Source organism: Nonomuraea phyllanthi, from assembly GCF_006334985.2.
GTDB classification, from domain to species: Bacteria; Actinomycetota; Actinomycetes; order Streptosporangiales; family Streptosporangiaceae; genus Nonomuraea; species Nonomuraea phyllanthi.
The window spans coordinates 267,750-292,203 of the sequence record NZ_VDLX02000011.1 but is presented as its reverse complement, the minus strand read 5'-3'; the positions used below and the strand labels follow the sequence as shown (position 1 = coordinate 292,203).

Annotated in this window: 22 protein-coding genes and 1 pseudogene; 9 read left to right on the top strand and 14 right to left on the bottom strand. The window is 70.5% G+C overall.

Translation table 11 applies throughout. From position 1 onward, the window contains the following. The first annotated feature begins 17 nt into the window (after window positions 1-17). Window positions 18-932 (top strand): alcohol dehydrogenase catalytic domain-containing protein, encoded by a 915-nt coding sequence (locus FH608_RS28965; protein WP_139633779.1) that lies wholly within the window; start codon window positions 18-20, stop codon window positions 930-932. 68 nt (window positions 933-1,000) lie between these two features. Here the strand turns inward: FH608_RS28965 and FH608_RS28960 are convergent, their stop codons facing one another. The 6 genes from FH608_RS28960 to FH608_RS28930 form a co-directional block, all read right to left on the bottom strand. Further along, on the bottom strand, window positions 1,001-1,858 hold the full coding sequence (locus tag FH608_RS28960) for an oxidoreductase (RefSeq protein ID WP_193318679.1): 858 nt from the start codon (window positions 1,856-1,858) through the stop codon (window positions 1,001-1,003). A 228-nt stretch (window positions 1,859-2,086) separates the two neighbouring features. Continuing rightward, window positions 2,087-2,860 (bottom strand): methyltransferase domain-containing protein, encoded by a 774-nt coding sequence (locus FH608_RS28955; protein WP_226900004.1) that lies wholly within the window; start codon window positions 2,858-2,860, stop codon window positions 2,087-2,089. Window positions 2,861-3,435: 575 nt separating this feature from the next. Continuing rightward, a complete protein-coding gene (locus FH608_RS28950) occupies window positions 3,436-3,840 on the bottom strand; it encodes a VOC family protein (RefSeq protein WP_139633778.1) in 405 nt (134 codons plus the stop codon). Further along, the gene (locus FH608_RS28945; protein WP_139633777.1) at window positions 3,837-4,658 is read right to left on the bottom strand and encodes an arsenate reductase/protein-tyrosine-phosphatase family protein; all 822 of its coding nucleotides are present in this window, start codon (window positions 4,656-4,658) and stop codon (window positions 3,837-3,839) included. Before FH608_RS28945 ends, FH608_RS28950 begins: the two co-directional genes overlap by 4 nt. Before the next feature lie 457 nt (window positions 4,659-5,115). Beyond that, complete coding sequence (locus FH608_RS28935) at window positions 5,116-5,814, bottom strand: response regulator transcription factor (RefSeq protein WP_139633776.1); 699 nt, start codon at window positions 5,812-5,814, stop codon at window positions 5,116-5,118. Further along, window positions 5,811-7,061: a sensor histidine kinase gene (locus FH608_RS28930; protein WP_139633775.1), complete on the bottom strand. Its 1,251-nt coding sequence runs from the start codon at window positions 7,059-7,061 to the stop codon at window positions 5,811-5,813. Before FH608_RS28930 ends, FH608_RS28935 begins: the two co-directional genes overlap by 4 nt. A 217-nt stretch (window positions 7,062-7,278) precedes the next feature. Between FH608_RS28930 and FH608_RS28925 the strand changes: the two genes are divergently transcribed. Next, window positions 7,279-7,671 (top strand): DUF6223 family protein, encoded by a 393-nt coding sequence (locus tag FH608_RS28925; RefSeq protein ID WP_139633774.1) that lies wholly within the window; start codon window positions 7,279-7,281, stop codon window positions 7,669-7,671. Between the two features lie 304 nt (window positions 7,672-7,975). Here FH608_RS28925 and FH608_RS28920 read toward each other — a convergent pair whose 3' ends face one another. The 3 genes from FH608_RS28920 to FH608_RS28910 all read right to left on the bottom strand — a co-directional run bounded on the left by FH608_RS28920 (window position 7,976) and on the right by FH608_RS28910 (window position 10,161). Beyond that, a complete protein-coding gene (locus FH608_RS28920; protein WP_139633773.1) occupies window positions 7,976-8,188 on the bottom strand; it encodes a hypothetical protein in 213 nt (70 codons plus the stop codon). A 144-nt stretch (window positions 8,189-8,332) separates the two neighbouring features. Beyond that, window positions 8,333-9,010, bottom strand: a complete 678-nt coding sequence (locus FH608_RS28915) for a response regulator (RefSeq protein ID WP_139633772.1) — start codon at window positions 9,008-9,010, stop codon at window positions 8,333-8,335. Further along, window positions 9,010-10,161, bottom strand: coding sequence for a sensor histidine kinase (locus FH608_RS28910; protein ID WP_193318678.1), 1,152 nt, complete (start codon window positions 10,159-10,161; stop codon window positions 9,010-9,012). Before FH608_RS28910 ends, FH608_RS28915 begins: the two co-directional genes overlap by 1 nt. Window positions 10,162-10,370: 209 nt before the next feature. Here FH608_RS28910 and FH608_RS28905 point away from each other — a divergent pair, with 209 nt between their 5' ends. After that, the gene (locus tag FH608_RS28905) at window positions 10,371-10,973 is read left to right on the top strand and encodes a hypothetical protein (RefSeq protein WP_139633770.1); all 603 of its coding nucleotides are present in this window, start codon (window positions 10,371-10,373) and stop codon (window positions 10,971-10,973) included. 319 nt (window positions 10,974-11,292) lie between these two features. Further along, window positions 11,293-12,726, top strand: coding sequence for a sensor histidine kinase (locus FH608_RS28900; RefSeq protein WP_193318677.1), 1,434 nt, complete (start codon window positions 11,293-11,295; stop codon window positions 12,724-12,726). Between the two features lie 10 nt (window positions 12,727-12,736). Here FH608_RS28900 and FH608_RS54450 read toward each other — a convergent pair. Beyond that, a pseudogene (locus FH608_RS54450) lies at window positions 12,737-12,826 on the bottom strand (IS5/IS1182 family transposase); the annotation flags it as partial. A gap of 175 nt (window positions 12,827-13,001) precedes the next feature. Between FH608_RS54450 and FH608_RS28895 the strand changes: the two are divergent. The 3 genes from FH608_RS28895 (at window position 13,002) to FH608_RS28885 (ending at window position 16,361) form a co-directional block, all read left to right on the top strand. Beyond that, window positions 13,002-13,775, top strand: a complete 774-nt coding sequence (locus FH608_RS28895) for an alpha/beta fold hydrolase (RefSeq protein WP_139633768.1) — start codon at window positions 13,002-13,004, stop codon at window positions 13,773-13,775. Next, window positions 13,772-14,584 carry a MerR family transcriptional regulator gene (locus FH608_RS28890; RefSeq protein WP_139633767.1) on the top strand — a complete coding sequence of 271 codons (813 nt, stop codon included), beginning with the start codon at window positions 13,772-13,774 and terminating at the stop codon, window positions 14,582-14,584. The genes FH608_RS28895 and FH608_RS28890 overlap by 4 nt, the downstream gene beginning before the upstream one ends. A gap of 628 nt (window positions 14,585-15,212) precedes the next feature. Continuing rightward, window positions 15,213-16,361: a trypsin-like serine peptidase gene (locus FH608_RS28885; RefSeq protein WP_139633766.1), complete on the top strand. Its 1,149-nt coding sequence runs from the start codon at window positions 15,213-15,215 to the stop codon at window positions 16,359-16,361. Window positions 16,362-16,641: 280 nt separating this feature from the next. Here the strand turns inward: FH608_RS28885 and FH608_RS28880 are convergent, their stop codons facing one another. Further along, the gene (locus FH608_RS28880) at window positions 16,642-17,049 is read right to left on the bottom strand and encodes a MerR family transcriptional regulator (protein WP_139633765.1); all 408 of its coding nucleotides are present in this window, start codon (window positions 17,047-17,049) and stop codon (window positions 16,642-16,644) included. Window positions 17,050-17,122: 73 nt separating this feature from the next. Here FH608_RS28880 and FH608_RS28875 point away from each other — a divergent pair, with 73 nt between their 5' ends. Further along, window positions 17,123-17,983 (top strand): NAD(P)-dependent oxidoreductase, encoded by an 861-nt coding sequence (locus tag FH608_RS28875; protein WP_226900003.1) that lies wholly within the window; start codon window positions 17,123-17,125, stop codon window positions 17,981-17,983. Between the two features lie 172 nt (window positions 17,984-18,155). On the opposite strand, the gene FH608_RS28870 is transcribed toward FH608_RS28875, so the two are convergent. Continuing rightward, on the bottom strand, window positions 18,156-19,148 hold the full coding sequence (locus tag FH608_RS28870) for a hypothetical protein (protein WP_139633764.1): 993 nt from the start codon (window positions 19,146-19,148) through the stop codon (window positions 18,156-18,158). Window positions 19,149-19,648: 500 nt separating this feature from the next. Between FH608_RS28870 and FH608_RS28865 the strand changes: the two genes are divergently transcribed. Continuing rightward, entirely contained in the window at window positions 19,649-20,362 is a 714-nt protein-coding gene (locus tag FH608_RS28865) for a helix-turn-helix domain-containing protein (protein ID WP_226900002.1), read from the top strand. A gap of 14 nt (window positions 20,363-20,376) precedes the next feature. On the opposite strand, the gene FH608_RS28860 is transcribed toward FH608_RS28865, so the two are convergent. Both FH608_RS28860 and FH608_RS28855 read right to left on the bottom strand, forming a co-directional pair. Next, entirely contained in the window at window positions 20,377-21,789 is a 1,413-nt protein-coding gene (locus FH608_RS28860) for a WS/DGAT/MGAT family O-acyltransferase (protein ID WP_139633763.1), read from the bottom strand. A 62-nt stretch (window positions 21,790-21,851) separates the two neighbouring features. After that, window positions 21,852-24,383, bottom strand: a complete 2,532-nt coding sequence (locus FH608_RS28855) for a helix-turn-helix domain-containing protein (RefSeq protein ID WP_193318676.1) — start codon at window positions 24,381-24,383, stop codon at window positions 21,852-21,854. Window positions 24,384-24,454: the final 71 nt, after the last annotated feature.

Genomic DNA, 24,454 nt, shown 5'->3' with positions numbered 1-24,454 from the left:
CTGCATGAGGAGGACGCGTGCGATACGCGCAAGTGGTCTCGGCCGGTCACTCGGAGATCGTCGAGGCCGCCGACACGCCGCCGGAGACCGGTGAGGTCCGGGTACGGACCCTGGCCTCCGGGGTCTGCTCCTCGGAGGCGCCCGCGTGGGCCCGCCACCAGGGCGCGCCCGTGCGGCTGGGACACGAGCTGACCGGCGAGATCGAGGCGGTCGGGCCAGGGGTGCACGGCTGGTCGGCGGGCGACCGGGTGACCGGCTTCGCCTCGCCGGCCTTCGCCGACGTGGTGAACACCCCGGCCGCGGCGCTGCTGCCGCTGCCGGCCAACGTGCCCGCCGTGGCGGGCCTCGGGGAGCCGCTCGCCTGCGTCGTCGAGGCGCTGTCCCGTTGTCCGATCGCCACCGGGCGGCGGATCGCCGTGGTGGGGCTCGGCTTCATGGGGCTCATCGCGGTGCAGGCGCTCGCCGAGGCGGGGCCCGTCCGGCTGGTGGGCGTCGACCCGCTGCCCCACGTACGGGACCTGGCGCTCGCTCTGGGCGCCGGCGAGGTGTGCGCGCCGGAGGAGGCGGCCGGACTCGCCGGGGGCTTCGACGTGGTCGTGGAGTTCACCGGCAAGGCCGCCGGCCTCAAGCTGGCGGGCGACCTGGTGACGCGGCACGGCACGCTGTGCGTGGCGGGCTACCACCACGACGGCCCCCGGGAGCTGGACGTCGAGCTGTGGTACCGCGGGGTGACCATCGTCAACGGATTCAGCGGCGAGCGCCGGCGGACCATGGCGGCGCTGCGCGAGGGGCTGCGGCTGATGGCCGACCGGCGGCTCACCCTCGAACCTCTGATCACCCACACCGTCTCCCTCGACGACGTGGACCGCGGCTTCGGCTACCTCGCCGACCGGCCGGCGGGCTTCGTGAAGTGCGTCGTCACCCCGGGGTGAGCCGCCCCGGCTCCTGCTCTGTCAGCAGGACCCGGTCCTCGGCTCCTTCATGAGGTCAGGGTCCGCCCTCATCCGAGTTCGGCGATGTCCTCCTTGCTCAACCTCAGCTCGCCGGCGGCGATGTTCTGCTCCAGGTGGTCCAGCGAGCCGGTGCCGGGGATGAGCAGGATGTTCGGCGATCGGGCCAGCAGCCAGGCCAGGGCCACCTGCGGCGCGGTCGCACGGTGGCGGGAGGCGACCGCGTCCAGGCGTTCGGCCGTGATCGGCTGGAAACCGCCGACCGGGAAGAAGGGGACGTAGGCGATGCCGGCCTCCGCGCAGGCGTCGATGAGCGGGTCGTCATCGCGTCGGGCCAGGTTGTAGAGGTTCTGGACGCAGGCGATCGGCGCGATCTTGCGGGCCTCGGCGAACTCGGCGGCGGTGACGTTGGAGATGCCCAGATGGCGGATCAGGCCCTCCTCGCGCATCGCGAGCAGGGTCTCCAGAGGCGCGGCCAGGGGTGTGTCGCCGCGGTCGAGGTCACCCATCCGCAGATTCACCACGTCCAGGCGGTCCAGGCCGAGCGAGCGCAGGTTCGCCTCGATGCCACGACGCAGGTTGCCGGGGGTGAGGCCGGTCTTCCCCGTCGCCGGCAGGGAGAGGTCGGATCCCTCGACCAGCGCGCCCACCTTGGTCACGATCACCAGGTCGTCCGGGTACGGGTGGAGCGCCTCCCGGATCAGCTCGTTGGCCGCCACCCCGTCACGCGCGTAGTAGTACGAGGTGTCGATGTGGTTCACCCCGAGTTCCACGGCCCGGCGCAGGATGGCCAGCGAGGTGTCCCGGCTGGGCCGCTCACCCCTCGGCCAGCCGGTCAGCTTCATCGCGCCGTATCCGATCCTCGCGACGCTCAAGTCGCCGCCCAGTGCCCACCGTTTCGTCGTCACGACCGCCACCCTAGTGTTCGGTGTGGATCTTCGATGACAGACGGGCGTCAGCAGCACCACCCGGCAGATCGGCGCGGTGCTCGGCGTGGGGGTGCTCGGGGCGGTCGTCCGCATACGAGAGTCCGGCGGCGCCTCCTTCGAACCCGCCCCAACAGCTGGCTGGTGCCGTGACGCCGGGCTGCGCCGTATCCACCGTCCTGCGGCTGACCGCGGCCCGGACGCCGCGGGCTATCCCGGGCGGCGTCCCCACGCCGAGATCAACGGCGCGAGGGTGAGGTCGAGCTCGCCGGCATCGATGGCGGCCAGGTGCGCGTCGACCTCGGCGTCGTCGGCCAACCCGGCGTCGAGCAACTCGGCGCGGACCATGCGCACCGTCGCGGTCTCCAGCCGGTCGCAGGCTACGCCGCCGACCGGGAAGCAGCCGGCCGCCGCGACATCGACCAGGCCGGCCGCACGCAACGCCCGCGGCAGCGTACGCCCGTAGCGCAGGTCGGCGCCGCGGCGGGTCATCAACTCCCGGACGGCGCGCCGCAGCCGGTTGGCGCGCCGCTGTGCCGGGCCGACCTCATCGAGGCAGGCCAGCGGCTGCAGCTCGGTATCGGCGTCCTCGACCAGTAGCCGGCCACCGGGGCGCAGCGCCGCCACCATCGTCGCCAGCGCCCGGGCACGGTCGGGCACGTGGACGAGCACGAGCCGGGCGTGTACCAGGTCGAACGTGCCCGGCTGCGGCGGCGGGTCCCCCACGATGTCGTGCCGGAGCACCTCGTACCCGCCGTGCGGGTCCAACCAGGCCGGATTGATGTCCGTGGCCAGCACGTAACCCGTTGGTCCGACGGCCGTGGCGAGTGCCTCGGGAATGCTGGGGCCTCCGGCACCGACTTCCCAGCAGCGCCAGCCCGCCTTCACTCCGAGCCGGTCGAAGTGCCCCCGTGTGACACCGTCGAACAGCTCGGCCAGCCAGGTGAACCGCTCGCCTGCCTCCACCCGGGCGTTGTCGAGCAAGTAGCGGTGATCCGGGGCGGGCCCACGGGTGTGGGGCGATGGGGGGCGGGATCCCGCGCCGGCGGTATTCACCGCCCCGCCTGAGGTCGTCTTCGGCTCGGACCCGGGGCCGGCGAGGGGCTGCGATGAACTCATGCCTACATCCTCACGACCTTCCGCGTACTGTGTCAGCGCGACAGGGAACGAAACCAGACGGCCTCCGTGACTGGTGAGGATACTGAACGGAGCGGGCGGGTGACACGGCGCGCGGCCTGAGAGCTGGATCGAACAGGGAATCGGACCTTGCGCGCGGCTGATGGACTTCTCGGCGGTTCGAACGATGGCCTCCTCCTTCGAGGCCGGCTCTGGCGACGGGCTGTAAGAACAACGGATCTGGAGCTGGTGGCCGGGCTGGTCGAGATCACCGTCCCACGCGATCGGGAGCTTCGAGCCGAAGATCGTGCGCAGGCGGCAGCGCCACCCCGGGGGTGCGGGGGGCATGATCGCTCCTGGGCTCTCGGCAGAAGGGCGAGCCGATCGGCCACCGACCGGCTCACCGCATGGCGGCGCAAGGTGAGCCCGTCGCGTCGAGGCGTTCACGGCGTGGGCGTGGGGGCGGGCCGGGGGGCGGGCTGGAACAGCTCGATCAGGTTGCCGGCGGGGTCGGCGAGCAGGATCTGGCGCCCGCCGGGGCCGGTGACCACGTCGCTGCGGAACGGCAGAGCTGCGTCGCGCAGTCGAGCCATCTCGGCGTCCAGGTCGTCGACGATCAGGTGGATGCGGTTGCGGCCGGCGCCGGCCTCCTGGTCGGGGGTGGCGCGGGCGCCGGAGCTGGTGGGGCCGGACAGTAGCAGCCGCAGCGGCCCGCGCGCCACGTCGGCGAAGGCGGGGGCGGCGCTGAAGTTCAGGGTGAAGCCGAGGTGGGTGGTGTAGAAGTCGATGGCCGCCTGGACGTCGTCGACGATGTAGCGGACGCTGGCGACCTGGTCGGTTGCCGTCATGACCGGACCTTTCGGTGCGGGGTGGAGAACAGGATGGGTTGCAGGTGCCGGATGCGGGTGTCGATCTCCGCAGCGGTGCGATCGAAGGCGGGGTAGCTGTCCTGGACGGTCTCGTCGCGGCCGATGGCGGCCGGGTCGGGGATGCTCCAGTGCAGGCGTTGCGGCCCTCGTGGCGGGTGGTCGTCGAAGTCGGGGCAGACCTCGCGAACCTTGTCACACAGGCTGATCACGTAGTCGAAGCGGCGGCCGGTCAGCGTGTCCAGGTGCCGTGGGCGCTGGTCGGCGATGTCGATGTCGTACCGCCGGCGGAGCACGCGTACGGCGTGGGGGTGCAGGCGGGCTCTGGGGTGGCTGCCGGCGCTGGTCACCTCGGCGCGGCTGCCGACGCGCCGGCGCAGCAGGGCCTCGGCGATGGGTGAACGGGCGCTGTTTCCCGTGCACAGGAACAGCACGGAGGGCGTTTCCGCCGCAGAGGTCTCGGCCGTGTCGGCCAGTTCGGCGGTCGGCAGGCGCAGCGCGGGGTGCAGGGCGGGGTGCAGGGCGGCACCGGCGTCGGCCAGCGCGTCCGCACAGCGCTCAAGGTCCAGGTGGTAGTAGCTGTCGCGGCCGTCGAAGCTGCTGCGGCGGGCGTTGACCAGCCCGCCGGAGCGCAACAGCCGCAGGTGGTAGGAGATCAGGTTTTGCGGCTCGCCGATCAGGACGACGAGTTCTCGCACGCGCAGGTCGCTGTGCGCCAGCGCGCGAAGCAGCCGCCAGCGCACCTCGTGGGCGGCCAACTGGACGAAGGGCGGCGGGGCAGCCTGATCGGGCAGCACCATGCCGACACAATACATCAAATTCATTTGATGTATTGTGGTCGTGATCTTCTCCGAAGAGATCAGCACCCGGACCAGAGTGGCGGCCGGGGTCCCGCCAAGGTGAGGGAACAGCTCGCACGATCAGGACAGGCGTGCCGCACCAGCGGGTGATCTTCACGATGCATGAGATGAAGCACCCAGGCCGTGCTGCGGTCCATTGCCGAGGAGCTGTCTCATCACGACATCAAGCTGGAGCTGCTGACTGGCCCGTTGCAGAGCACGTACAACCCTCCATCGGGCAGGGGCCGGCCCTGTTCACCTTCTTCGCCGGGATGGCGGAGCCCGAACGGCAGTACGTGCGCGAGAAGTCGCCGGACGGCCAGGCCGCCCGCGAACGTGGACGCCATGGAGGCCGCCCCAATTGCTGGATGACGATCGCCTACGCCAGGTCGCTGCCAGAGCCCGGCCTGGCCGTGCCTTACGTCGCCGGGCTGACCAGTCCTGTCTGGTAGGCGATGACGACCAGTTGCGCGCGGTCGCGCGCGCCCAGTTTCGTCATCGCACGGCTGACATGGGTGCGCACGGTGGCCGGGCTGAGAAACAACTGGGCACCGATCTCGTGGTTGCTCAGGCCCTGACCCACCAGGGCCAGCACTTCGCGCTCGCGCTCGGTCAGCACCGCGAGCCGGTCCTCCGCGGCCTGGGCAGCGGTTCGCCTCGCGGTGAACTGGCCGATGAGGCGTCGAGTGATCCGCGGCGCGAGCAGCGCGTCTCCGGCGGCGATCACCCGGACGGCATGCAGGAGCTCGGCCGGCCCGGCGTCTTTGAGCAGGAACCCGCTGGCACCGGCCTGCAAGGCGTCGAAGACGTACTCGTCGGTGTCGTAGGTGGTGAGGATGAGGACCCGGACCTGCTCCAACCCGTGTGTCCGGACGATCTGGGCGGTGGCCTGGATCCCGTCCAGCCTGGGCATGCGGATGTCCATGAGGACGACGTCGGGGCGGCCGGCGCGGGCCCGTTCGACGGCTTCGGCGCCGTTGGTGGCTTCTCCCACCACCGTGATGTCGTCCTCAAGGTCGAGCAGGACCTTGAACCCGGATCGCACGAGAGCCTCGTCGTCAGCGACCAGCACCTTGATCGGAGCGTTGGTCGACGGTGAGGCGGCCGTCGCGTTCATAGGCGCGACCCGGTCGGCGTGAGGGGAAGCCGTGCCCTGACTTCGAACCCGCCGCCCGCAAGCGGCCCGGCGTCGAGTTCTCCGCCCAGCAGCCGGCAGCGCTCGCGCATGCCGACGATCCCGCGGCCGGGCTTGGCCGAGCCGCCCGTGCCGCTCGGATGCCGGGCCGGTGGACGCGGATCCGCCGAGTCATGACCTGGGGCGGCACGGCGGCCCTCATCGGTCACGCGGATCTCCAAGACCTCGATCCCCGCCTTCAGCGCCACCGTCACGCGGGTCGGGCCGACGTGGCGCATCACGTTGGTGATCGATTCCTGAACGATTCGGTAAGCGGCACTTCCCACCGCGCTGGGCAACGGCGTCTCGGGCGACGTCTCCTGGAGCTTGATGTCGAGTCCGGCCTGGCGTGCCTTGGAGGCCAGTTCGTCGATCTGCCCCAGCCCAGGATACGGCGCCCGCCCGGCGTCATCGTCGTCGTCACGGAGAACCCCGAGGACGGCCCGCATCTCCCGCAGCGCCCGGGAACTGGTCTGCTCGATGGCGCGCAGCGCCTCGCGCGCCACTTCCGGCCGCTTGTCGAGCACGTGCGCGGTGACACCGGACTGCACGTTGATGATCGCTATGGCGTGCGCGACGGTGTCGTGGACCTCGCGCGCGATCCGGAGCCGTTCGGCGTCCACCCGCGCCCGCGCCTCCTCCTCACGAGTCCTTTCAGCCAGCTCAGCGCGCTGCTGAGCTTCGGCCGCGATGACCTGCCGGGACCGGACGGACTCGCCGAGCGCCGCACTCATGACCGACGCGCCGATCCGGAAGAACACCCAGCCGACGGCGGCGCGAGGCTCGATGTCGGCCGCGGCGACCAGCCAGCAGACGGCGAGCACCGTGGTGCCCACACCGGCGATCACCAGGGACCGGCGCCCGTCACCGTAGGCGGCGAGGGAGTACAGGGCGACGAAGAGCCCGAGCCAGCCGGGGCCGTCCGGGAAGTCGAGGCCGTAGTACACCAGGCTGGCCATCGCGGCGGTGACGAACACCGGCACCGGCCACCGGCGGCGAACGGCAATGACCACACCACTGGCGACCAGCAGGACATATCCCAAATTTCCGAGGTCGGTAAGGGGACGCTGTACCACCTCGCCGGCGTTGCGGACTGTCGTGCCCTGAACCTGCATCACGGTGATGAACAGCGCGAGCAACACGTCCTGCGCCGGCACCGGCAGGCGCAACGACACCACGCGGTGTTCCATGCCGCGATCCTACGGTCACCGCCCGCGAGAACACTCCTTCCAGACGCGTGGCCCGCCTACGACGACGGGCGTACCGAGGCACGAGTCGTCTACGCCGAACTGCGTAGAGGCTGCCATCCGCCGGCGGAGGCCGTGCCTGCCTCGGCGGCGCGATGATCGAAGAGGCGCCGCGCCGCGCACGTTGCGGGCGCCCGTCAACCGACCGAAAGGATCCTCCATGTCCGTCCTGGTTGTGCTTGCCGAACAGGCGGCCTCGCCAGTCTGTACGACACCGGCAGAATGCGCGGGCCAGGGTGTCGATACGTTCCTCGGAACCTCTGCGCGTATCTGGGCCAGTGTGGCCGCACTGGTGGCGCTGGGCGCCGTGATCATCGGCTGGCTGGCGCTGCGCTCCGTCCGCCGTACCGGCAACGGCGGGAGAAGCGCAGCCACCGTGGCCCTGGCAGCGGGGGTGATCGGCGGGCTCAACGGCGCGGTGAAACTGGCCGTCTCCGACGGTGGTCTCGGCACCGGCAACGGAGTATTCGGGGCGGCCTTGGCCCTGGTGCTGGGGCTGGCCGGTGCGGTCCTTGGCGGCCTGGCTCTGGCCCGCTCCCGCCGCAACGCCTGACCCGCCCCGGCACCGTTCCAGGTGCCCGTGTCGTTCTCCAACGGCACCGCTCGTGCTTGATCCCGGCCGGGCAGTATGCCGTAACCACTGCTGCTGAAAGTGGGCACGGTTGGCTGGCGCCGAAACCCTGTGCCTGTGCGGCAAGGGCACGCCAGCAGGTCAGCCCAATGCTGCAGCCCCGGCCTCTCCCCGAGGGCGGGAACGCCGTCCAGGTCCGAGTGCCGGCTCATGTCGAGTTCGAAGCGCCCGTACAGGTTCAGGTGGGTCCGGAACAGGGCCGACAGGCCGCGCCGGTCGGCCGGGCTCAGCCGCCTCTGCCAGGCCGGATCGCGCAGCGCGATTCAAGCACGTCCAACAGGTCGATCACGCCCCAGCGGCGGGAGATCTCCTGCTTGAGCGCCTTCAGGCCGGCCGGTTCCTCCTGTTTGCCGAGCGGCGGAACGCTGATCCGCTTGCGTACCGCCACAGCCCGGTATCCCCTAGCTGTGACCACCACGTACTGAAGCTGATACATCACGAAGCGCTCCTTTGGGGCTCGTCGCACGGACCCCAGCGGAGGGCCCGTGCCGGGACGACGGTGCGCGCCGGGCGGCGGCACAACCTTCCCGTCCCTGATCCACGGCTTGGACGGCTTCGCGCCGGTGTCGGTACGCCCCCGGCTTCACACGTCGGGCCGCAACTCCGCTCTGCCCGGCCGTACCAGACCGCTTTCGTAGGCCAGGATCACGGCCTGCACACGATCCCGGAGATTCGCCTTGGCCAGGATCCTCTTGACGTGGGTCTTGACGGTGGACTCCTCCACGGTGAGCTCGCCGGCGATCTCCGCATTGGACAGGCCACGGCCGATCAGCGTCAGCACCTCGCGCTCCCGTGACGTCAGCGGCGACAAGAGCCGGTGGTTCGGCTGGCTCCAGCCCATCTTGTCGATGACGGTCCGCGTCACGGCCGGGGAGAGCAGCGACTCTCCGGTCGCGATGACGTGCACGGCGTTGATGAGTTCTTCAGGGCGGGTGCGCTTGAGCAGGAAGCCCGACGCTCCGGCGGCCAGCGCGCCGAAGATGTATTCGTCGTCCTCGAAGGTGGTGAGGATCAGGACCCGTGCCGCCGGCGCGGATCGGGTGATCCGTCTGGTGGCAGTGATGCCGTCCACGCCTGGCATGCGTACATCCATCAGAATGACATCCGGGGTCAGGCGGCGGGCGTGCTCTTCTGCCTCCCGCCCGTCGGCCGCCTCGCCGACCACCTCGATGGACTCGTCGCTCGACAGCAATGCCCGCAACCCCGCCCGCATGAGGTCGTCGTCATCGACGACCAGCACTCGAGGGCTCACGGAGCTCATCAAGCCTCCTTGGGGTGGGGCAGCCGGGCGTGGATCCTGAAGGTGGTGCCTGCGTTCACGGTCTCAAGCGTCCCGTTGGCCAGGGCGACGCGCTCCCGCATGCCGATGAGCCCGTATCCGCCGATCCCGGACCCTCCGCCACCGGCCGGCGTGCCACCGGCCACGGGATTCGTGACCGTCAACTCGACGGCATCGGGCAGGAAGTCGATCGTGACGTGCGCCTGGCCGGTCCCATGGCGGCCCGCGTTCGTCAACGCCTCCTGCAGAACGCGGTACACCGTCCTCGCCACGTCGCGCGACATCGCCTGGGGCAGGCCGTTGACCTCCAAGCCGGTCGTCAGCCCGGCGTCCCGATGCCGCGCCACCAACTCCTGCAGCGCGCCGGGGCCGGAAGGAACGACCTGCTCGTTCTCGCCGTCACTGCGAAAGGCCCGGACCAGCCGGCTGATCTCCTCCATGGTGTCGTGAGCCACCTTTTCGATCGTCGTGATCGCCGTACGGGAACCTTCTGGATCGCGTTCGTACAGCAGGCGAGCGGCCCCGGCCTGAACCGAGATGACACCGAGCGCGTGACCGGCCGAGTCGTGCAGTTCTCGCGCGATCCGGATCCGCTCTTGCGCGACGGCGAGTTTCCTGGCCTGCTCGGCCTCGAACGTGGCCCGCCGTCTCGCCTCCGCGGCCCGCTCGCGCCGGTCCCGCACCAGTTCACCCGCGATCCACGCCCCCGCCAAGCTCAACCCCCAGATCACCATCCGGCCCGCCACCTCGCTCACGGGCTGTTGCCGCGCCATGAGCAACGCCGCACCCGTCAGCAGTACGGCGCTGCCTCCCACCGCCAGGATCAGCCGGCCGCGCGTCCGCCTGGTCGCCAACGCGTAGACGGCCACCAGCGGTCCGAAGGGAAAGTTGAAGGGATATCCGAATCCTGCCAACGCCAAGGTCGCCGCCGCTACCACGATGAATACCGGCACAGGAGCGACCCGGCGAAAGATCAGCGGCGCCGCTGACGCAGCGACCAGCCCGATGCCCATGGCGTCGACATGCCGGAACCCGCCGGCGCTCTGCTCGCTGGTCCCGGCCAGCATCGCCATCGCGACCAGGCCGACCAGCAGGGCCAGGAGCGCATCAACGAGAAGGGTCCGGCGGATCACACGGGGAGCATAACGCCGCAGATCCGGCCCAGGCATCGCCCGCCGGTGGCACTCGCTGTCCCCCCACGGGAGTACATCAGGACCGCCCCGCGGGATGTTTCAGCCGAAGCTGCCCGGCTCCTACCGTTGCCGACGAATCAGCCATCCCACTGTACGGAGGTACCACCATGTCCGTCGGCCAGAGTCGGCTCATCCGGTGGATCACTGCTGTGTCCATCGTCGGCGGGCCCTTGAGCTTCCTCCTCGGCGGCCTGCTCGCGCCGCCGCTGATGCACATGGGAGGCGCGGAGACCATCGCCGCGAACGCCGAGGCCGATCCTGCCGCCAACACCGCACACGTCATCGCATTCGTCGCCGCCGGCTTCCTGCTCCCCATAGGAGTCGTCGGCCTGGCCTGGCTCGCTCGCCGCCACGCACCCTGGCCGGCCACGATCGGCGGCCTCCTGGGCGTGCTCGGCTGGATCCCCCTCTCGGCTCTGACCGCCCTGGACGAACTCGCCCGCACCATGGGCCAACTGCCGGGCAGCCACGGCCCGCTCTACGACCGCTTCGCCTACGGGCCCATCATGAACACCTACCTGATCATCTACATCGTCGGGCACCTGCTGGCCTACGTGCTGCTCGGGATCGCCCTGCGGCGCGCTCGCGTCCTCCCCGCCTGGGCCGCCTGGGCCATGGTGGCCAGCAGCCCGCTGACGATGGTCATGTTCATCCTGCCGGGCAACCCGATCGCCGTCGGCGCAGTCGCCATCGCGTTGCTGGTGGCGGGAAGCGTGCCCGCGGCCATCACCACGGCGAGACAGCCGTCATGACGGGGCGAGACCATCCCGACATGTTCGTGTTCCTGCGCGCCGCCGCCCACCCCCGGCGTCCACCCGCACCCGAGCAGCGACTGGTGTAGAGGGCAGGTGCCGGTGGATGTGGTCGGCACGCCCGCCCCGGGCCGATCGCCGAGGCTGGGGCGCGTCCACGACGGAGACCGCCGGGGGTGACGACGCCGGCGGGCCGAGCGCACGCGATGATGAAGCCTGGAGGGCCCCCTCCTGTGGGCGAGCGCGATCCGCACCAGGAGCAGCGTCGTCGTGGCGGCCCGTTGATACCGCCCGATGCCGCGGGCCCGGCGAAGGAGACTTGGCCGAGCCTTTTCCAATGCATTGTCACGGACCGGGATGGGTTCACTACTTTGGGGACGTGGGCAACTACTTGTTGATACGGCGCCCACGGTCGATTCGGGGGCGGCTCACGATGTTGGGCGTCGTCTGCACGCTGCTGATCCTGGTGCCCATGGCTGTGGTGATGAGCCAGGTGATCTCGACGGTGGTCGCCGATGTGGCCTGGCAGGAGACGCAGCAGCAGGCGGTGTTGGTGGCCGCGGCCGTCCGCGCGGGCGTCCTCCCTCGCGTGATCAAACCTTCGGTGCCGGGGGTCGATCTGGTGCAGGTCGTCAGTCCCAGCGGGCATGTGCTCGCCTCGTCCGCAACGGCGAGCAGCGAGCCGATGGTGAAGCTGATGCGCCCGCCCGGCGGTGCGATGGAGAACGGCCAGACCTGCGCCAACCCCGAACCGGGCTGCCTGCGCATGACCGCGCTCCGAGCGGACGGATCAGGCTCCCCGGTGGTCTACGCCGCCCGCCGCACCACGACGCTGACGTCCACCACGTTCGTCAACTTCATCGTGGCGGCGCAGGCCGCCGTCCTGACTGTCGCCGTCGGATGGATCGCGTGGGAGGTCACCGGGCGCATCCTGCGGCCCGTGGAGGCTGTCCGCTCCCAGCTCGCCGCGATCACTCTCAACCATCTGACCGACCGTATCGCCGAGCCTGAAGGAGACGACGAGATCACCAAGCTGATCCACACCCTCAATCAGACGCTGTTGCGGCTGGAGCGAGCCACCCACGAGCAGCGGCGGTTCGTCGCCGACGCCTCGCACGAACTGCGTACCCCGCTGGCCGGGCTGCGCCTCAAGCTGGAGGAGGCCCAGCTGCACCCGCACGGCCGGGACGTCGACGGGCTGCTCGCGGAGACCCTGGGCGACGTCGACCGGCTGCAGGCGATCATGGCAGACCTGTTGCTGCTGGCCGGGCTCGAATCCAGCGCATCCGCGGTGCGCGAAAAGGTCGACTTGGCGGAGCTGATCCGTACGGAGCTGGGCCGGCGTGCCGATCGGATTCCGGTACGGGCTCGCCTGGCCGACGGCGTCATCGTGGAGGGGGTCTCCAGCCAGCTCACCCGCGTGCTGACGAACCTGCTGGACAACGCCCAACGGCATGCCCGCGAACGGGTCGAGATCGAGGTGCACCCCGACAGCGAGCAGGCGATCATGGTGGTCTGCGACGACGGCCCGGGCATCCCCGAGGCAGATCGCGAGCGGGTCTTCGAACGGTTCACCCGGCTGGACACAGCCCGCAGCCGCGGGCACGGCGGCACCGGCCTGGGCCTGGCGCTCGCCTGCGACATCGTACGCTCCCACTCGGGCACCATCGCCGTCCTGGACTCCACCTACGGCGGCGCCCGCTTCGAGGTGCGCCTTCCCTTGCGCCCTGGAGCAGCTGACGCAATGAAGTGAGGCGCCGCCGGCAGATGAGCGCGCAGGCCGGCGTGAGGAAGGCCTCGTGGATGTCGGCGCGCATCTCGCAGCGGATGCGCGGGCGGCGGAAGGTGTGCAGCAGGGCGCGGTCTGTCACCCGTGGTGACGATCGGATCCGGGGCTGCGATGCCCCGGGCGGCCCTACTGACCGAGCTTTGCCGGTGAGCGTGGGTGTCGCTCTGGGGGATTGACCTTGACCTTGGGTCAGGGTGCACGCTGAACGGGTGACCAACTCCAACTCCCCCTGGACCGGCATGGTGGCAGTCGACGACACCGCGCTGGCTGTGACCGACACCGGTGGGCCCGGCCCTTGCGTGGTCTACCTCAATGGCCAGTTCGCCAGTCAGCGGTACTGGCGGCGCGTCATCGCCGAACTCGGCAGCGGCTACCGGAACGTCACCTACGACATGCGGGCTCGCGGCCGATCCAGGCGTTCAGCCACGGCCGCTTCGTTCGAGGCGCACGTCGGTGACGTCGGCGCCATCCTTGCGGCCAGGGGTGTGGAGCGGCCGCTGCTGGTCGGCTGGTCCTATGGCGCGCCGGTCGCGCTGCACTGGGCCGTCCGGAATCCGGACCGCGTCGTGGGGGTGGTGTCCGTGGACGGCGCGTACCCGTTCGATTTCGCCTACGCCGAGGAGCGGGTCCGGCGGCTGTGGCACCGGTCGCGCTTTCTGCTGCCCGTGCTCTCCATGATGGGTATGGCCGGGAAGATGTCCGCCGAGCAGCATGCCCGGAGCAACATCGAGCTCAACCAGATCTACGCCGCCCTCGACCCTGTCTTCGACAGCGTGACCTTTCCGGTCCGGTACGTGGTCGCCACGGGCGGCAACCTCGGAGGCGGCCGTGATGAGATGGAAAGCATGCGCGCCAGCCTCGGCCCGGTGCTCTCCCGCAACCCCAACATCAAGGTGAGCGCGAAGGTCACCAGCAACCACGGCAACATGCTGCGCAAGGACTTCCGTGCCGTCGCCGACGCCGTTCGCGAGCTCGCCGGCACCCCACGATCACGAGGTCGGCAGAGCACATGACGGACGGCGTCACGATCGGCCAGGCGGCGGCCTTCGCCGGCGTCACGGTGAAGGCCGTACGGCACTACCACAAGCACGGGCTGATCGACGAACCACGACGCGACAGTTCCGGCTATCGACGGTACGGATCGGCCGACCTGCTGCGGCTCGTCCAGATCCGGACGCTGGCCGCCGCCGGCGTACCGCTGGCCGAGATCGGGGCGGTACTCGACGCCGATCCCGACCGGTTCGCCGCCGCGGTTGTCGACGTCGAACGGCGCCTCAACGATCGGATCGACGAGCTGATCGCGCGGCGTGACATGCTGCGTCGGCTAGCCACCGGCGACCGGGCCCTGCTGCCCGACAGCGTGCTCGCGAAGCTGGACAAGGTGGCCGCCGACCTCGGCTTCACCCCCGACGACGTGGCGATGGCCAGGGAGGGCCTGATACTGGTCAGGGCCCTGGTGCCGGAGGGCTTCGACGACTACGTCGCCAAGGTTGAGCGCGCCCTCGACGAGCCTCGATACCTCTCCCTGGTCAAGCGCCTGTGGCGTGCCGCCGAGTGGGAGCCGGACGACCCCCGGGTCGACGAACTCGCCACGGCCATGGCCGACCACTTCATCGCCCATCCCGATCTGCTACCCGTCCCGGACGGACTCCGGGCCCGCACCGACGCCACGATCCGGTACGGGCTGCTCGCCCAGCACGGAGACGAGCAGAAGCCGGCCTGGGTCCGGCTGAGGGCGTTGTTCGAGGCAAGGCTGCGCTCGGCCGGCATCGACATCGGGGTGTTCACGCACAGGGCCGGCCTGGGGCGCACGAGGGGTTGAGTAGATCGCTTCCCGAGAAGAGAGTGATCGTTTCCGACGCTGACCGTTCAGGGGGCGTTCACGACTGACGTTGCCCTACGACGAGGCAACGCCCTGAAAGATCGTTTTCCGCTTGGTTCGGCGCGCAGACAGAGCCGGCCCGGCTGAGCGCAAGGCGCACCGGGCGTACTCCACCCGCGTCGCGGCCTATCGAGCCGCATAGGCCTTGACCTGAGAAAACCCTTCGGCGAGACACATCCGACCGGCAAGTCTCGGCAAGCCGCTCAACTCCGCTCTGCTAACGGGACTTCGTTCGAATGCTCGTCATGACCCGTAAGGCGGTCAATCCCTGCGCGCTCCCCGCCCGGGATCTCCGACCGGCCGACGAGGTCACCACCGTCGAAGGGCCGGCGCCGAAGACATGCGAGGCCGGGCCCCGTCCAGGGGCGCCGGCCCCACCCGAAGCCACCTCCACGACGCCAGGACCTGCCCGTACGCCCGCCGCGCCGCCGTCGTCCGCGGGCGCGGCCCGCGTTGGGCAGGTCGCCCAAAGGCCCGGGAACCGCCTCGTCAGGTTCGACGAAGCGGGCGTCCACCGCCGATTCCTACCCTGAGGCGGACATCACCGTCTCTGCCCCGGGAGGCACGGGTGAGAGCACTACGCAGGGTGGCCGTCGTGGCCGCAGCCATGTCCATGACCGTCGCCGGAATGACCGCCCCGGCATCGGCGGCGGCCGCGCAGTTACCCCTTGCCTGGGAGGTCGGCGGCCAGCCCGCGACCGCGCAGCAGGTCGTCGACTACTGGGACCTGGGCGCGCTCAAGTTCGCCAACGACCAGGGCCATGCCCCGTCCGCCGTGTCGTCGGGCCACGACGACGCGCTCAGCAGCCCCACCCCGAAGACCGGCCTGTCAGCCAAGACGGTCGGCAAACTGTTCATCCTGAAATCGACCACCAACACCGCCGAGGCCCCCGAAGGGGAGATCAAGACCACCTGCTCGGGCAACGTCGTGGTCAGCGGCAACAAGAGCGTCGTGCTGACCGCCGGCCACTGCGCCGTCGTCAAGATCCCCTTCTCCACCGAGGAGGTCATGCTCAATGGCGTCTTCATCCCGGGATTCGACGGCACGACGCTGGACGCCGAGGCTGCGGCCGACCCGGACGGCTACCCGGACGCGCAGATCGCGCCCTACGGGGTCTGGGCGGTCACCAACGTGTTCCTCACCGGCGCGTGGAACGCCGCGCCGTTCTTCGCCGCCGGGCAGGACATGGCGGCGCTGACGGTCAGGAAGCCCGGCAGCTCGCAGCGGATCGAGGACGTCACCGGCGGGCAGCAGGTGGCCTTCAACCGGCCCCGCGCCGGGCAGCGCACGGTCATCGGATACCCGCAGGACAACACCCGGGCCTGGTACCACGCCAGCAGGAACACTCCCGGCGTGCCGGTCAACTCGACGCCACCGGCCCCGATCAACCACGGGATGCCCGTGTCGGACCAGCGGGAGAACGACGGCAAGGTGATGATCGAGACCACCGGGACGGCCTGGCAGGGCAGCTTCCCGTACCTCGACCCGCAGCTGGCCAGCGCCCTGAGCGCGGGCTCCAGCGGCGGCCCCTGGTTCGAGGAGTACGACCCGGTCACGGGCGAGGGGATCCAGACGGCGGTGTCCAGCCGGTTCGACGGCGACCCCGTCGCGCCGAACGTCATCGCGGGCTGGTACGAGGGACCGAACCTCGTCGGGACCTACTTCGAGGCGCAGCAGCAGGAGGCCTACCAGGCGGCGGCCGCGGCCACGCCGTGACAGCCGGGCGGCGCCGCCCCCGTCGGCGGCGCCGCCGCGCTCCGGCCTCCCCGAGCAGGGCGACGGCCTTGGCGTGCCGGCCCAGGCCGCCCTGCCTTTCGAGGATCGCGGCTGCCGCCTCCACCTGACGGGGGTACGGATGGTGGGCCATGGCGAGCACGACGCGGGCCTCCAGCCCCTCGATGCGCAGGACACGGGTCAGCTCCAGCGCCGCCGGTGGCAGTCCCGTCAACCTCAGTCCGGCCGTTTCAAGAACGGCCCACATCGCGTAACAGCTGGCTCAGGCGGGCGTGCGCTCCTGGCCGGCACAGTCAAAGAGGGGATGGCTTTCGCCGGCCATGCGATCGGCCGCGGCAATGTAGTGGGCAAGAGCGTCGCGGGATTGAGCGAGCCTGTCCATCTGATCGTCCAGCCGCTGCAGCCGTGACCGCATCGCGGCCAGCAACTCGGGACATCCGAGGAGCTCCGGGGCCTCTCCGACCGCACAAGGCAGCAGGTACGCGATGTCCTCAGAGGACAAACCCGCACCAAGCAGGTGCCTGATCTGCTTCACCCGCAGCACGGCGTTCTCGTCGTATTCGCGGTAACCGTTCGCGCCGCGCTCTGCCTCCAGCAGACCCTGGGCCTCGTAGTAGCGCAATTGATGGGCGTTGACGCCCGTCCGGCGACTCAGTTCCCCGATCAGCACCGAAACCTCACTTGACCTTCACACCGGTATCAACGTTGACGATGCTGCCATGAACAGCACAACCGATACACCCGTGACCGTCATCGGGCTCGGGCTGATGGGACGGGCGCTCGCCGGCGCGTTCCTGAAGGCCGGGCATCCCACGACCGTGTGGAACCGCACACCCTCCAAAGCCGACCAGCTGGTGGCCGAGGGTGCACGGCTAGCGCCAACGGTCGGCGACGCGCTCCAGGCACGTTCCCTGACGATCATCTGCGTCACCGATTACCAGGCCATGCACGAGCTGCTCGGCGCGAGCGATGGCGAGCTGGACGGCACGATGTTGATCAACCTGACCTCGGGCGACTCGGCCCAGGCCCGGGAGGCTGCTCAATGGGCCGGGCAGCGCGGCGCCCGTTACCTGGACGGGGCCATCATGGCCGTCCCGCCGGCGATCGGGACCGCCGAGGCGGTGATTCTGCACAGCGGGCCGCAGCCGGACTTCGAGGCGCACAAGTCAACGCTCGACGCGCTCGGCACCGTCACCTACCTTGGTCCGGACCCTGGGCTGGCGTCTCTGTACGACGTGGCCGGCCTCGCCATGATGTGGAGCGTGCTGAACGCCTGGCTCCAGGGCACGGCCCTGCTGAGGACGGCCGGTGTCGGCGCCGCGACGTTCGCGCCGTTCGCGCAGCAGATCGCGGCCGGCGTGGCCGAATGGCTGCCCGGGTATGCCGAGCAGATCGACAGCGGCTCCTTCCCGGCCGAGGTGTCGGCCCTGGAGACCGACGCGCGAGCGATGAACCACCTGATCGAGGAGAGCGAGGCGGTGGGTGTCAACGCCGAACTGCCGAAGTTGATCAAAGCGATGGCCGACCGTTCGATCGCCGCCGGACACGGCGGGGAGCAGTATCCCGTGCTCATCGAGGAATTCAGCAAACCCCGCAACGACTGATCGATCCCGATTCCCGGACCTCGACGGTCCCGGTGACGTCGACTCCGTGCAGGGCCCGGGAAACGATCACCTCCGTCCTGGTAGGTCGTCACAGGAACCGGCCGACGTGATCGTTTCCAGTCTTGCGCCCCGTCGGCGGATTGTGGCTGACGTGTGCACGAGCGGCAATCCCCTACAGCATGTGGGGGCGCAGAAGTTCAGCTCGCGGCTTTGGTATGCCGCCGGCGAGCGCAGCGTCGACAAGTGCCAGACGGACCCATTCCCGATCCACACGCTGACCGTTGCCTCTTGTGAAGAGCAGATCCCCGGCGCGGTGCGTGGAGAGCAAAGTCGTCAGCCACGGACGGACTTGTGCGGGGATCGGAAAGGCGACGATGTCGCCGTGGCGGTCGCGCATGGTGATGAGCAGGGGCACGCTGGCCCCCTTCTCCCCCGCAATGGTGATGCTCCGGCTGCTCAAGGTGGCCAGCACCTCCACGGTCGCCCCGGTGGCCTCCAGCAGGGCGGCGGCCACGGCCTGCGTCAGGTGGCCGCGGTCGGCCAGGCGGGCGGTTCCGAGACGTAGCAGGCGGCGTTCATCACGCCGAAGCGTGCGGGCTTCCGGCCCGGCTGTGAAGTGGTGTGCGAGGGCGCCGCACTGCCAGGCGAAGGCGTAGAACGAGGACAGAACGGCGTGTTTCCTTGCCGTGGTCGACCTGGCGAGCTCTTTGCCGGGCGTGCGACCACCGATGGCGAGCGCGCCTGTCCGTGCGTGCTCACAGTAACGGGCGAGATGCAGCCCCGTGGCCTCGAATAGTTCCCGGTCCGGCTCGGTATCCAGCAGCCAGCGCAGGAACGAGGCCAAAGTTTGCAGGCGAGTTCGCCGTACGGCAGTGCTGGGTCTGTCGAGCAGCCAGGATGCCACGGTGCGCCAGGTCCGGGGATCCAACGCGTCGATGAGGTCGACGTCGGCCGCGGGCACGTGGCCGCCGTCGCCGCGCCGATGACGTGGTCGTAGTCCGGCGATCTGGCCCACGCTGGTGAGCCGGCCTGCCGTGAGCAGCGCGCCTTCGCTTCCCTCTCCTCGCCGAGGCACCGGCGGGGCACCCTCGGGCGCATTCTCCCGGGACCTTGCCGGCGTGCCGTAAGCTGCGACGGTCTCATGGGTGTGGGACATGATCACCATGCGTATGGGCCGAGACCATGACAGGTGTCGTGCGTGGCCACGTGCTCGTCCTCCCCTGTCGGCCCGGCGGCGGATCGATATCGTGCGGCGCCGCCGCCTCGCACGGCTGCCCGCCTGTGCTGCGGCCGATCGCCAGGGCCGCAGGCGTGCGCGCGGTGGAGCTCGTGGCATCGGCCGTCGCACGTGTGGCAGGTCGGGCGGCCCGTGTCGGACAGCGCTGTCGTCATCACTTTGATCTTCTCATGAACTCACCGGAACTCGGGCATGGGAGCGGCGGTTCATGATCGGCGGCCGGGCGGCCCCTGGCGGCTTGAGGGCGGGCCGGGATCAGCTCGGCCGCGACAGCGATCTTAGGTGTGAGGGTGATGCGGCCGAAGTCCGGCGCCACCGTCATGTACTCCTTCCCCGGTGCGGGGCAGCGTCCGAGCGCCTCCCACGTGGACCGTCATGACATGGGTTGAGCGCACGCCGCTGGAACGAATCCGGAGCCGAAGGACCCTGTGCGCGAGGCCGCCGTGTGGGTAGTTCCATGGGCGATGACCAGGGAGGGCACGCTCATGGCAGGCAACGGCGACTTCGGACGTCGCATCAGCTATCACCGTCACCGGCTCGGCCTGACCTCCGCGCAGGTCGCCGACCGGGCGGACATGTCCACCGGATACGTCGAGCACCTCGAAACGCATCTCGGCACTCCCGACCCGGGCACCGTGGCCCGCCTGGCCGCCGCCCTCGAGACGACGGTCGAGGACCTGCGGGGTGGCGGGCGCGATCGCCCGCCCGGTCCCGGCCCCGGCGCGGACAACCCGGTCCTGGAGGTCCTCGATCGCGAGGAGTGCCTGCGGCTGGTGGCCCCGGGCGGCATCGGACGGGTGGCGTTCGGCGGCAGGAGCGGCCCGACGGTGCTGCCGGTGAACTTCAGGTTCCACGACGGCGCCGTCGTCTTCCGTACCGCCTACGGAGGGCCGATGGACCAGGATCTGCGCACCGGCCTGGAAGGAGTCGACATCATGGTCGGCTTCCAGGTGGACCGGATCGACGAGGCCCGCCAGGAGGGGTGGAGCGTCCTCATCCAGGGGCCCGCGCACCACGTGCCGCAGGACGAGGTGGAGAAGGTCACCGGGGCCGGCGTCACCTCATGGGCGGGTGGCCCGCGCGCGCTCTACATCCGGATCGTCCCCCACCAGATCACCGGCCGCCGCATCCACGGGCTCTGAGGGCTCGACCCGGATCACCCGAGGCGCGGCGGCGCCTTCCGCCTTCCGGGACCCGGGTCGAGCTCGTCCAGGGCCTCGCGCAGGTAGGCGGGAAAGGCCCACACGTCGGGGACCAGGTCCTGGCAGGCGGTGATCCCGACGTCCAGGCGACCGTTGTAGGAGAACGCCGTGAGGTTCACGGCCCCGCTCACGTCGGTGACCACGGACACCGGGTAGTGCGCCAGCAGTCTGGCTCCGGCGATCCTCAGCGGGAACTGCGGGCCCGGAACGTTGGAGACGACCACGTTGAGAGGCGGCGTCCGTCCCATCAGCTCCATCGCGGCACGGTCGGCCAGGCCGTTCAGGGCGGCGGGCATGCTCCCGCTCAGGTCGCGGAGCAGGCGCGCCGGGGTCAGCGCGAACCGCTCCTTGATCTGCCGCATCGCCTCGCTCACGAGTTCGAGCCGCCGGCGGGCGTCGGCCACCTGCGTGGGCAGCCGCGTGATCATCATGGTCACCTGGTTCCCCCCGTTCGCGCCCTCCCGCCCTCGGATGGAGAACGGCACGCCCGCGACCAGGGGAGCCTCCGGCAGCACCGCATGGGCGACCAGCCAGCGGCGCAGCGCGGAGGCCGCCAGGGTCATCACCACGTCGTTCACCGTGACGCCGTAGGCGTTCTTGACCCGTTTGATCTCCCTCAGCGGCAGCTCGACGAAGGCATAGCTCCGATGGGGCGAGATCGGGCCGTTGAGCGGGGTCCGGGGGGCGGCGGAATCCGGCGCCTCGGGAAGGTCACCGCGCCGTACCAGCCGTGACAGACCGCCCGCACCGGGCAGCCGGGAGATCACGGGCAGCTGATCCAGCACCGGCAGGGCCTCGCCGACGAACCGCAGCAGGTGCAGCGGATTCCCCGCCAGGTGCCACACGCTCCGGGCCAGCATGTGCCACAGGTTCGGGGCGGCCACGGGCTCGTGCTCGGCCGGCTGGGGAACGGGGTCCATGAGCGCGGCGAGCACCTCCGCGCCCGTCAGCCCGTCGACGGCGGCATGGTGGACCTTGGCGTAGATGCCGCATCCTCCGCCGGCCAGGCCGTGGATCAGGTGCATCTCCCACAGCGGACGGCTCCTGTCCAGCCGCTGCTCGTGCAGGCGGGCCACCTGCTCGCCCAGTTGCCGGTCGTCCCCCGGGGGCGGCAGGGTGAGCTCCCGGACGTGATGGCCGAGGTCGATCTCGCTGTCGTCGGCCCAGTACGGGTGGTCCAGGCCCAAGGGCACGCGGACCAGGCGCTGCCGCAGCTGCGGCACCACCGCCATGCGTTCCGCGAGCCTGCGCTGGATCTTCTCCCTGGACAGGTCCTTGCCGAGGAGAGCCAGCCCGCCGACGTTCGCGATGTTGGTGGCGGTCTCGAAGTTGAGGAACTGCGCGTCCAACGCACTGAGCTGCCGCATGTCTCCACCTCGGTCCAGCCGGAGCCTCCTCGTGAGCTCGCCCGATCGGCCCACCCACTCCCCTACCACCGCCACGGCGCAGTACGCATGGCGTAGCACCCGTGACCGGGCGGCGCCGGGCGGCCCGCACCGCCGCCCAGCAGCTCGTCCACCGTGGTCTGCAGGGCGTCCGACAGGCGGTGGAGGGCGCCGGCATCGACGGTGCCGGGGTTCTCCTCCTCCAGGTATGTGACGTAACCCGATGACATGTCCGCGCGCTCGGCGACCAGTTCGCGGGTCAGCCCCAGGCGTTCGCGGCAGCGCGTGATGCGGCGTCCGAGATCTCCGTCGCCGGCCGTGATCGCCTCTTCCGGCGTGTACGTGCGGCGGGCGACGCCGTTCACGCGTACGTCGTCGTGGTCGGCGTCGATGAAGATCTGGCGCCCGTGGTGAAGGATCGGCATGGAGAGGACGCCGAACCGGCCGGGCAGCAGGGGGTCCAGCCGGAGCCGGCCGTCCGGCCGCAGCTCCAGGCCGAGATAGCAGCGCTGGAGGAGGTCGAGCGTGCCGCCCATGGCGCCGAGGTGGATGCCCTCGGCGGTCGTGCCGCCCTGGACGTCCTCGATGTCGCCGTTGAGAGCCTCGATGAAGAACCTCCAGGACTGCGCCCGGTTGGAACGCGCCAACACCCAGGCGTGGACGACCGCGCTGAGGGTCGATCCGTGGCTGGTGCGATCAAGGTAGTAGGAGACCGTACGCGGGATCAGGCCGGGCTGGACCGGGTAACCGAGCCGTTCGAGGATGCCGGTGAGCTCGTCCGCGGTCAGCAGGTAGCAGAGCATGAGCGTGTCGGCCTGCTTGGAGGCCTTGTAGCGGTTGACGTCGTCACCGTCGGCCTCCAGCGCCCGGTCCAGCCGCCGGACGCCGCGGTAGCGGGCCCAGTCGAGCTCCAGCAGGTCCGCGTACCCGGTGAACTGGCTGATCACGCCGTCGTGGAAGTCCACCCGCATCCGGCGGCTGATGTCGTCCCAGCGTGCCCGCTCCGCCGCCGTGGGCACCAGCTCGGGCGCCAGTGCGGCGATCTCGCGGGCGTGCATCAGCAGCCACACGGTCATGATGTTCGTGTACGCGTTGTTGGCCAGCCCCGGCGTGGCGGCGCCCGGGTAGGCGGCCTGGTACTCGTCCGGCCCCATGACGCCGCGGATCTCGTACCGATCGCCGTGGAGCGTGGCCAGGGAGGCGAAGAACCTGGCGATGTCGAGGAACAGCTCGGCGCACCACGGCGGCATCGAACCGGTGGCCAGGTAGTACTGCCACACGTTGTAGGCGATGGCCAGGCCGACGTGCCGCTGCAACCGGGAGTGGTCGGGCAGCCAGCGCCCCGAGGCGGGATTGAGGTGCACGGTCGGGGTCTCCTCACCGCCCTCGCTGCCGCTCTGCCACGGGAACATCGCCCCCTCGTACCCGGCCTCCCGAGCCGCCGCCCTCGCCTGCGGCAACCGCCGCCAGCGGTAACGCAGCAGCCCGAGCGAGGTCTCGGGGAAACGCAGGCTGAGCCAGGGCTGCACGAACATCTCGTCCCAGAACACGTGCCCCCGGTACGCCTCGCCGTGCAGGCCACGGGCGGGCACCCCCACGTCGAGTTCGGCCGTGTGCGGCGAGAGCGTCTGCAGCAGGTGGAAGACGTGTACGTGGACGGCTCGCGACAGGCGGGTGCCGTCCACGTCGAGCCGGGCGCGCCGCCACAGCCGTTCCCACGCGGCCGCGTGCCCGGCGAGGAGATCCTCGAAGGACGGCGCGCGGCGAACGCGGCCGACCGCCGACGAGCCGGGGTCGTGGCCGGTGGGGTCTCGCGAGGTCGTCAGCGCCACGATCTTGGCAATCGTCACGGGCTCGCCACAAGCCAGGTGGAGCACATGCTCCGAGGAGACCTGGTCGGCGGCGGGCGACGGCCGCGAGCCGGGGATGCCGGCGTCGATCCTGGCGGCCAGGGCCACGGTGACGCGCGAGCACCGCGTACGCGCCGTCAGCCAGGCCAGGCCGTCCTCGGCGCCGGTGGCATGCCCGGTCAGATGGTCACCGCGCAGCCCCCGGTAACGGGCCACCCCGCGGTTGGACACCCGCCCGTCCAGCGTGGCACGCACGCGCATCGGCCCCGACCAGTTCTCAGCGGTGAAGGTAGTCTCCAGGGCTGCCAGGTACGGGTCGGCCATCGACACCAGGCGGCGCTGCCGCACCCGCGTGGTACGTCCGTGCCCGTCGCACCAGCGCACCTCCCGTACGAGGACGCCGTGCCGCAGATCGAGCTCGTGCCGGTAGGCCAGCAGCGCGACCCGCTCGGGCCGGAACCACTCCGACCCCGGCGTCGCGAACGTCAGCGGCAGCCAGTCGGGCAGGTTGACCATGTCCTCGTTGGTCACCGTACGCCCGGCCACGACGGAGTCGAGCCGGTTGTAGATTCCCGCCGCGTAGGTGCCGGGCGTGCGCGATCCGTTGTCCTCCGGGGTGGCGCCCCGCGTGGCGAACCTGCCGTTCCCGAGCGTGCACAACGCCTCCCGCAGCCCTTCCCTGCTGAGGTCGAGGCCGTCGTAGACGAGCGTCCAGGCGTCATCCATGCCTCCCTCCGGCACATCGGACGGGCGCGCCACCCCCACGGATGGCACGACTCTCCGGCTGCGCGCGCCGA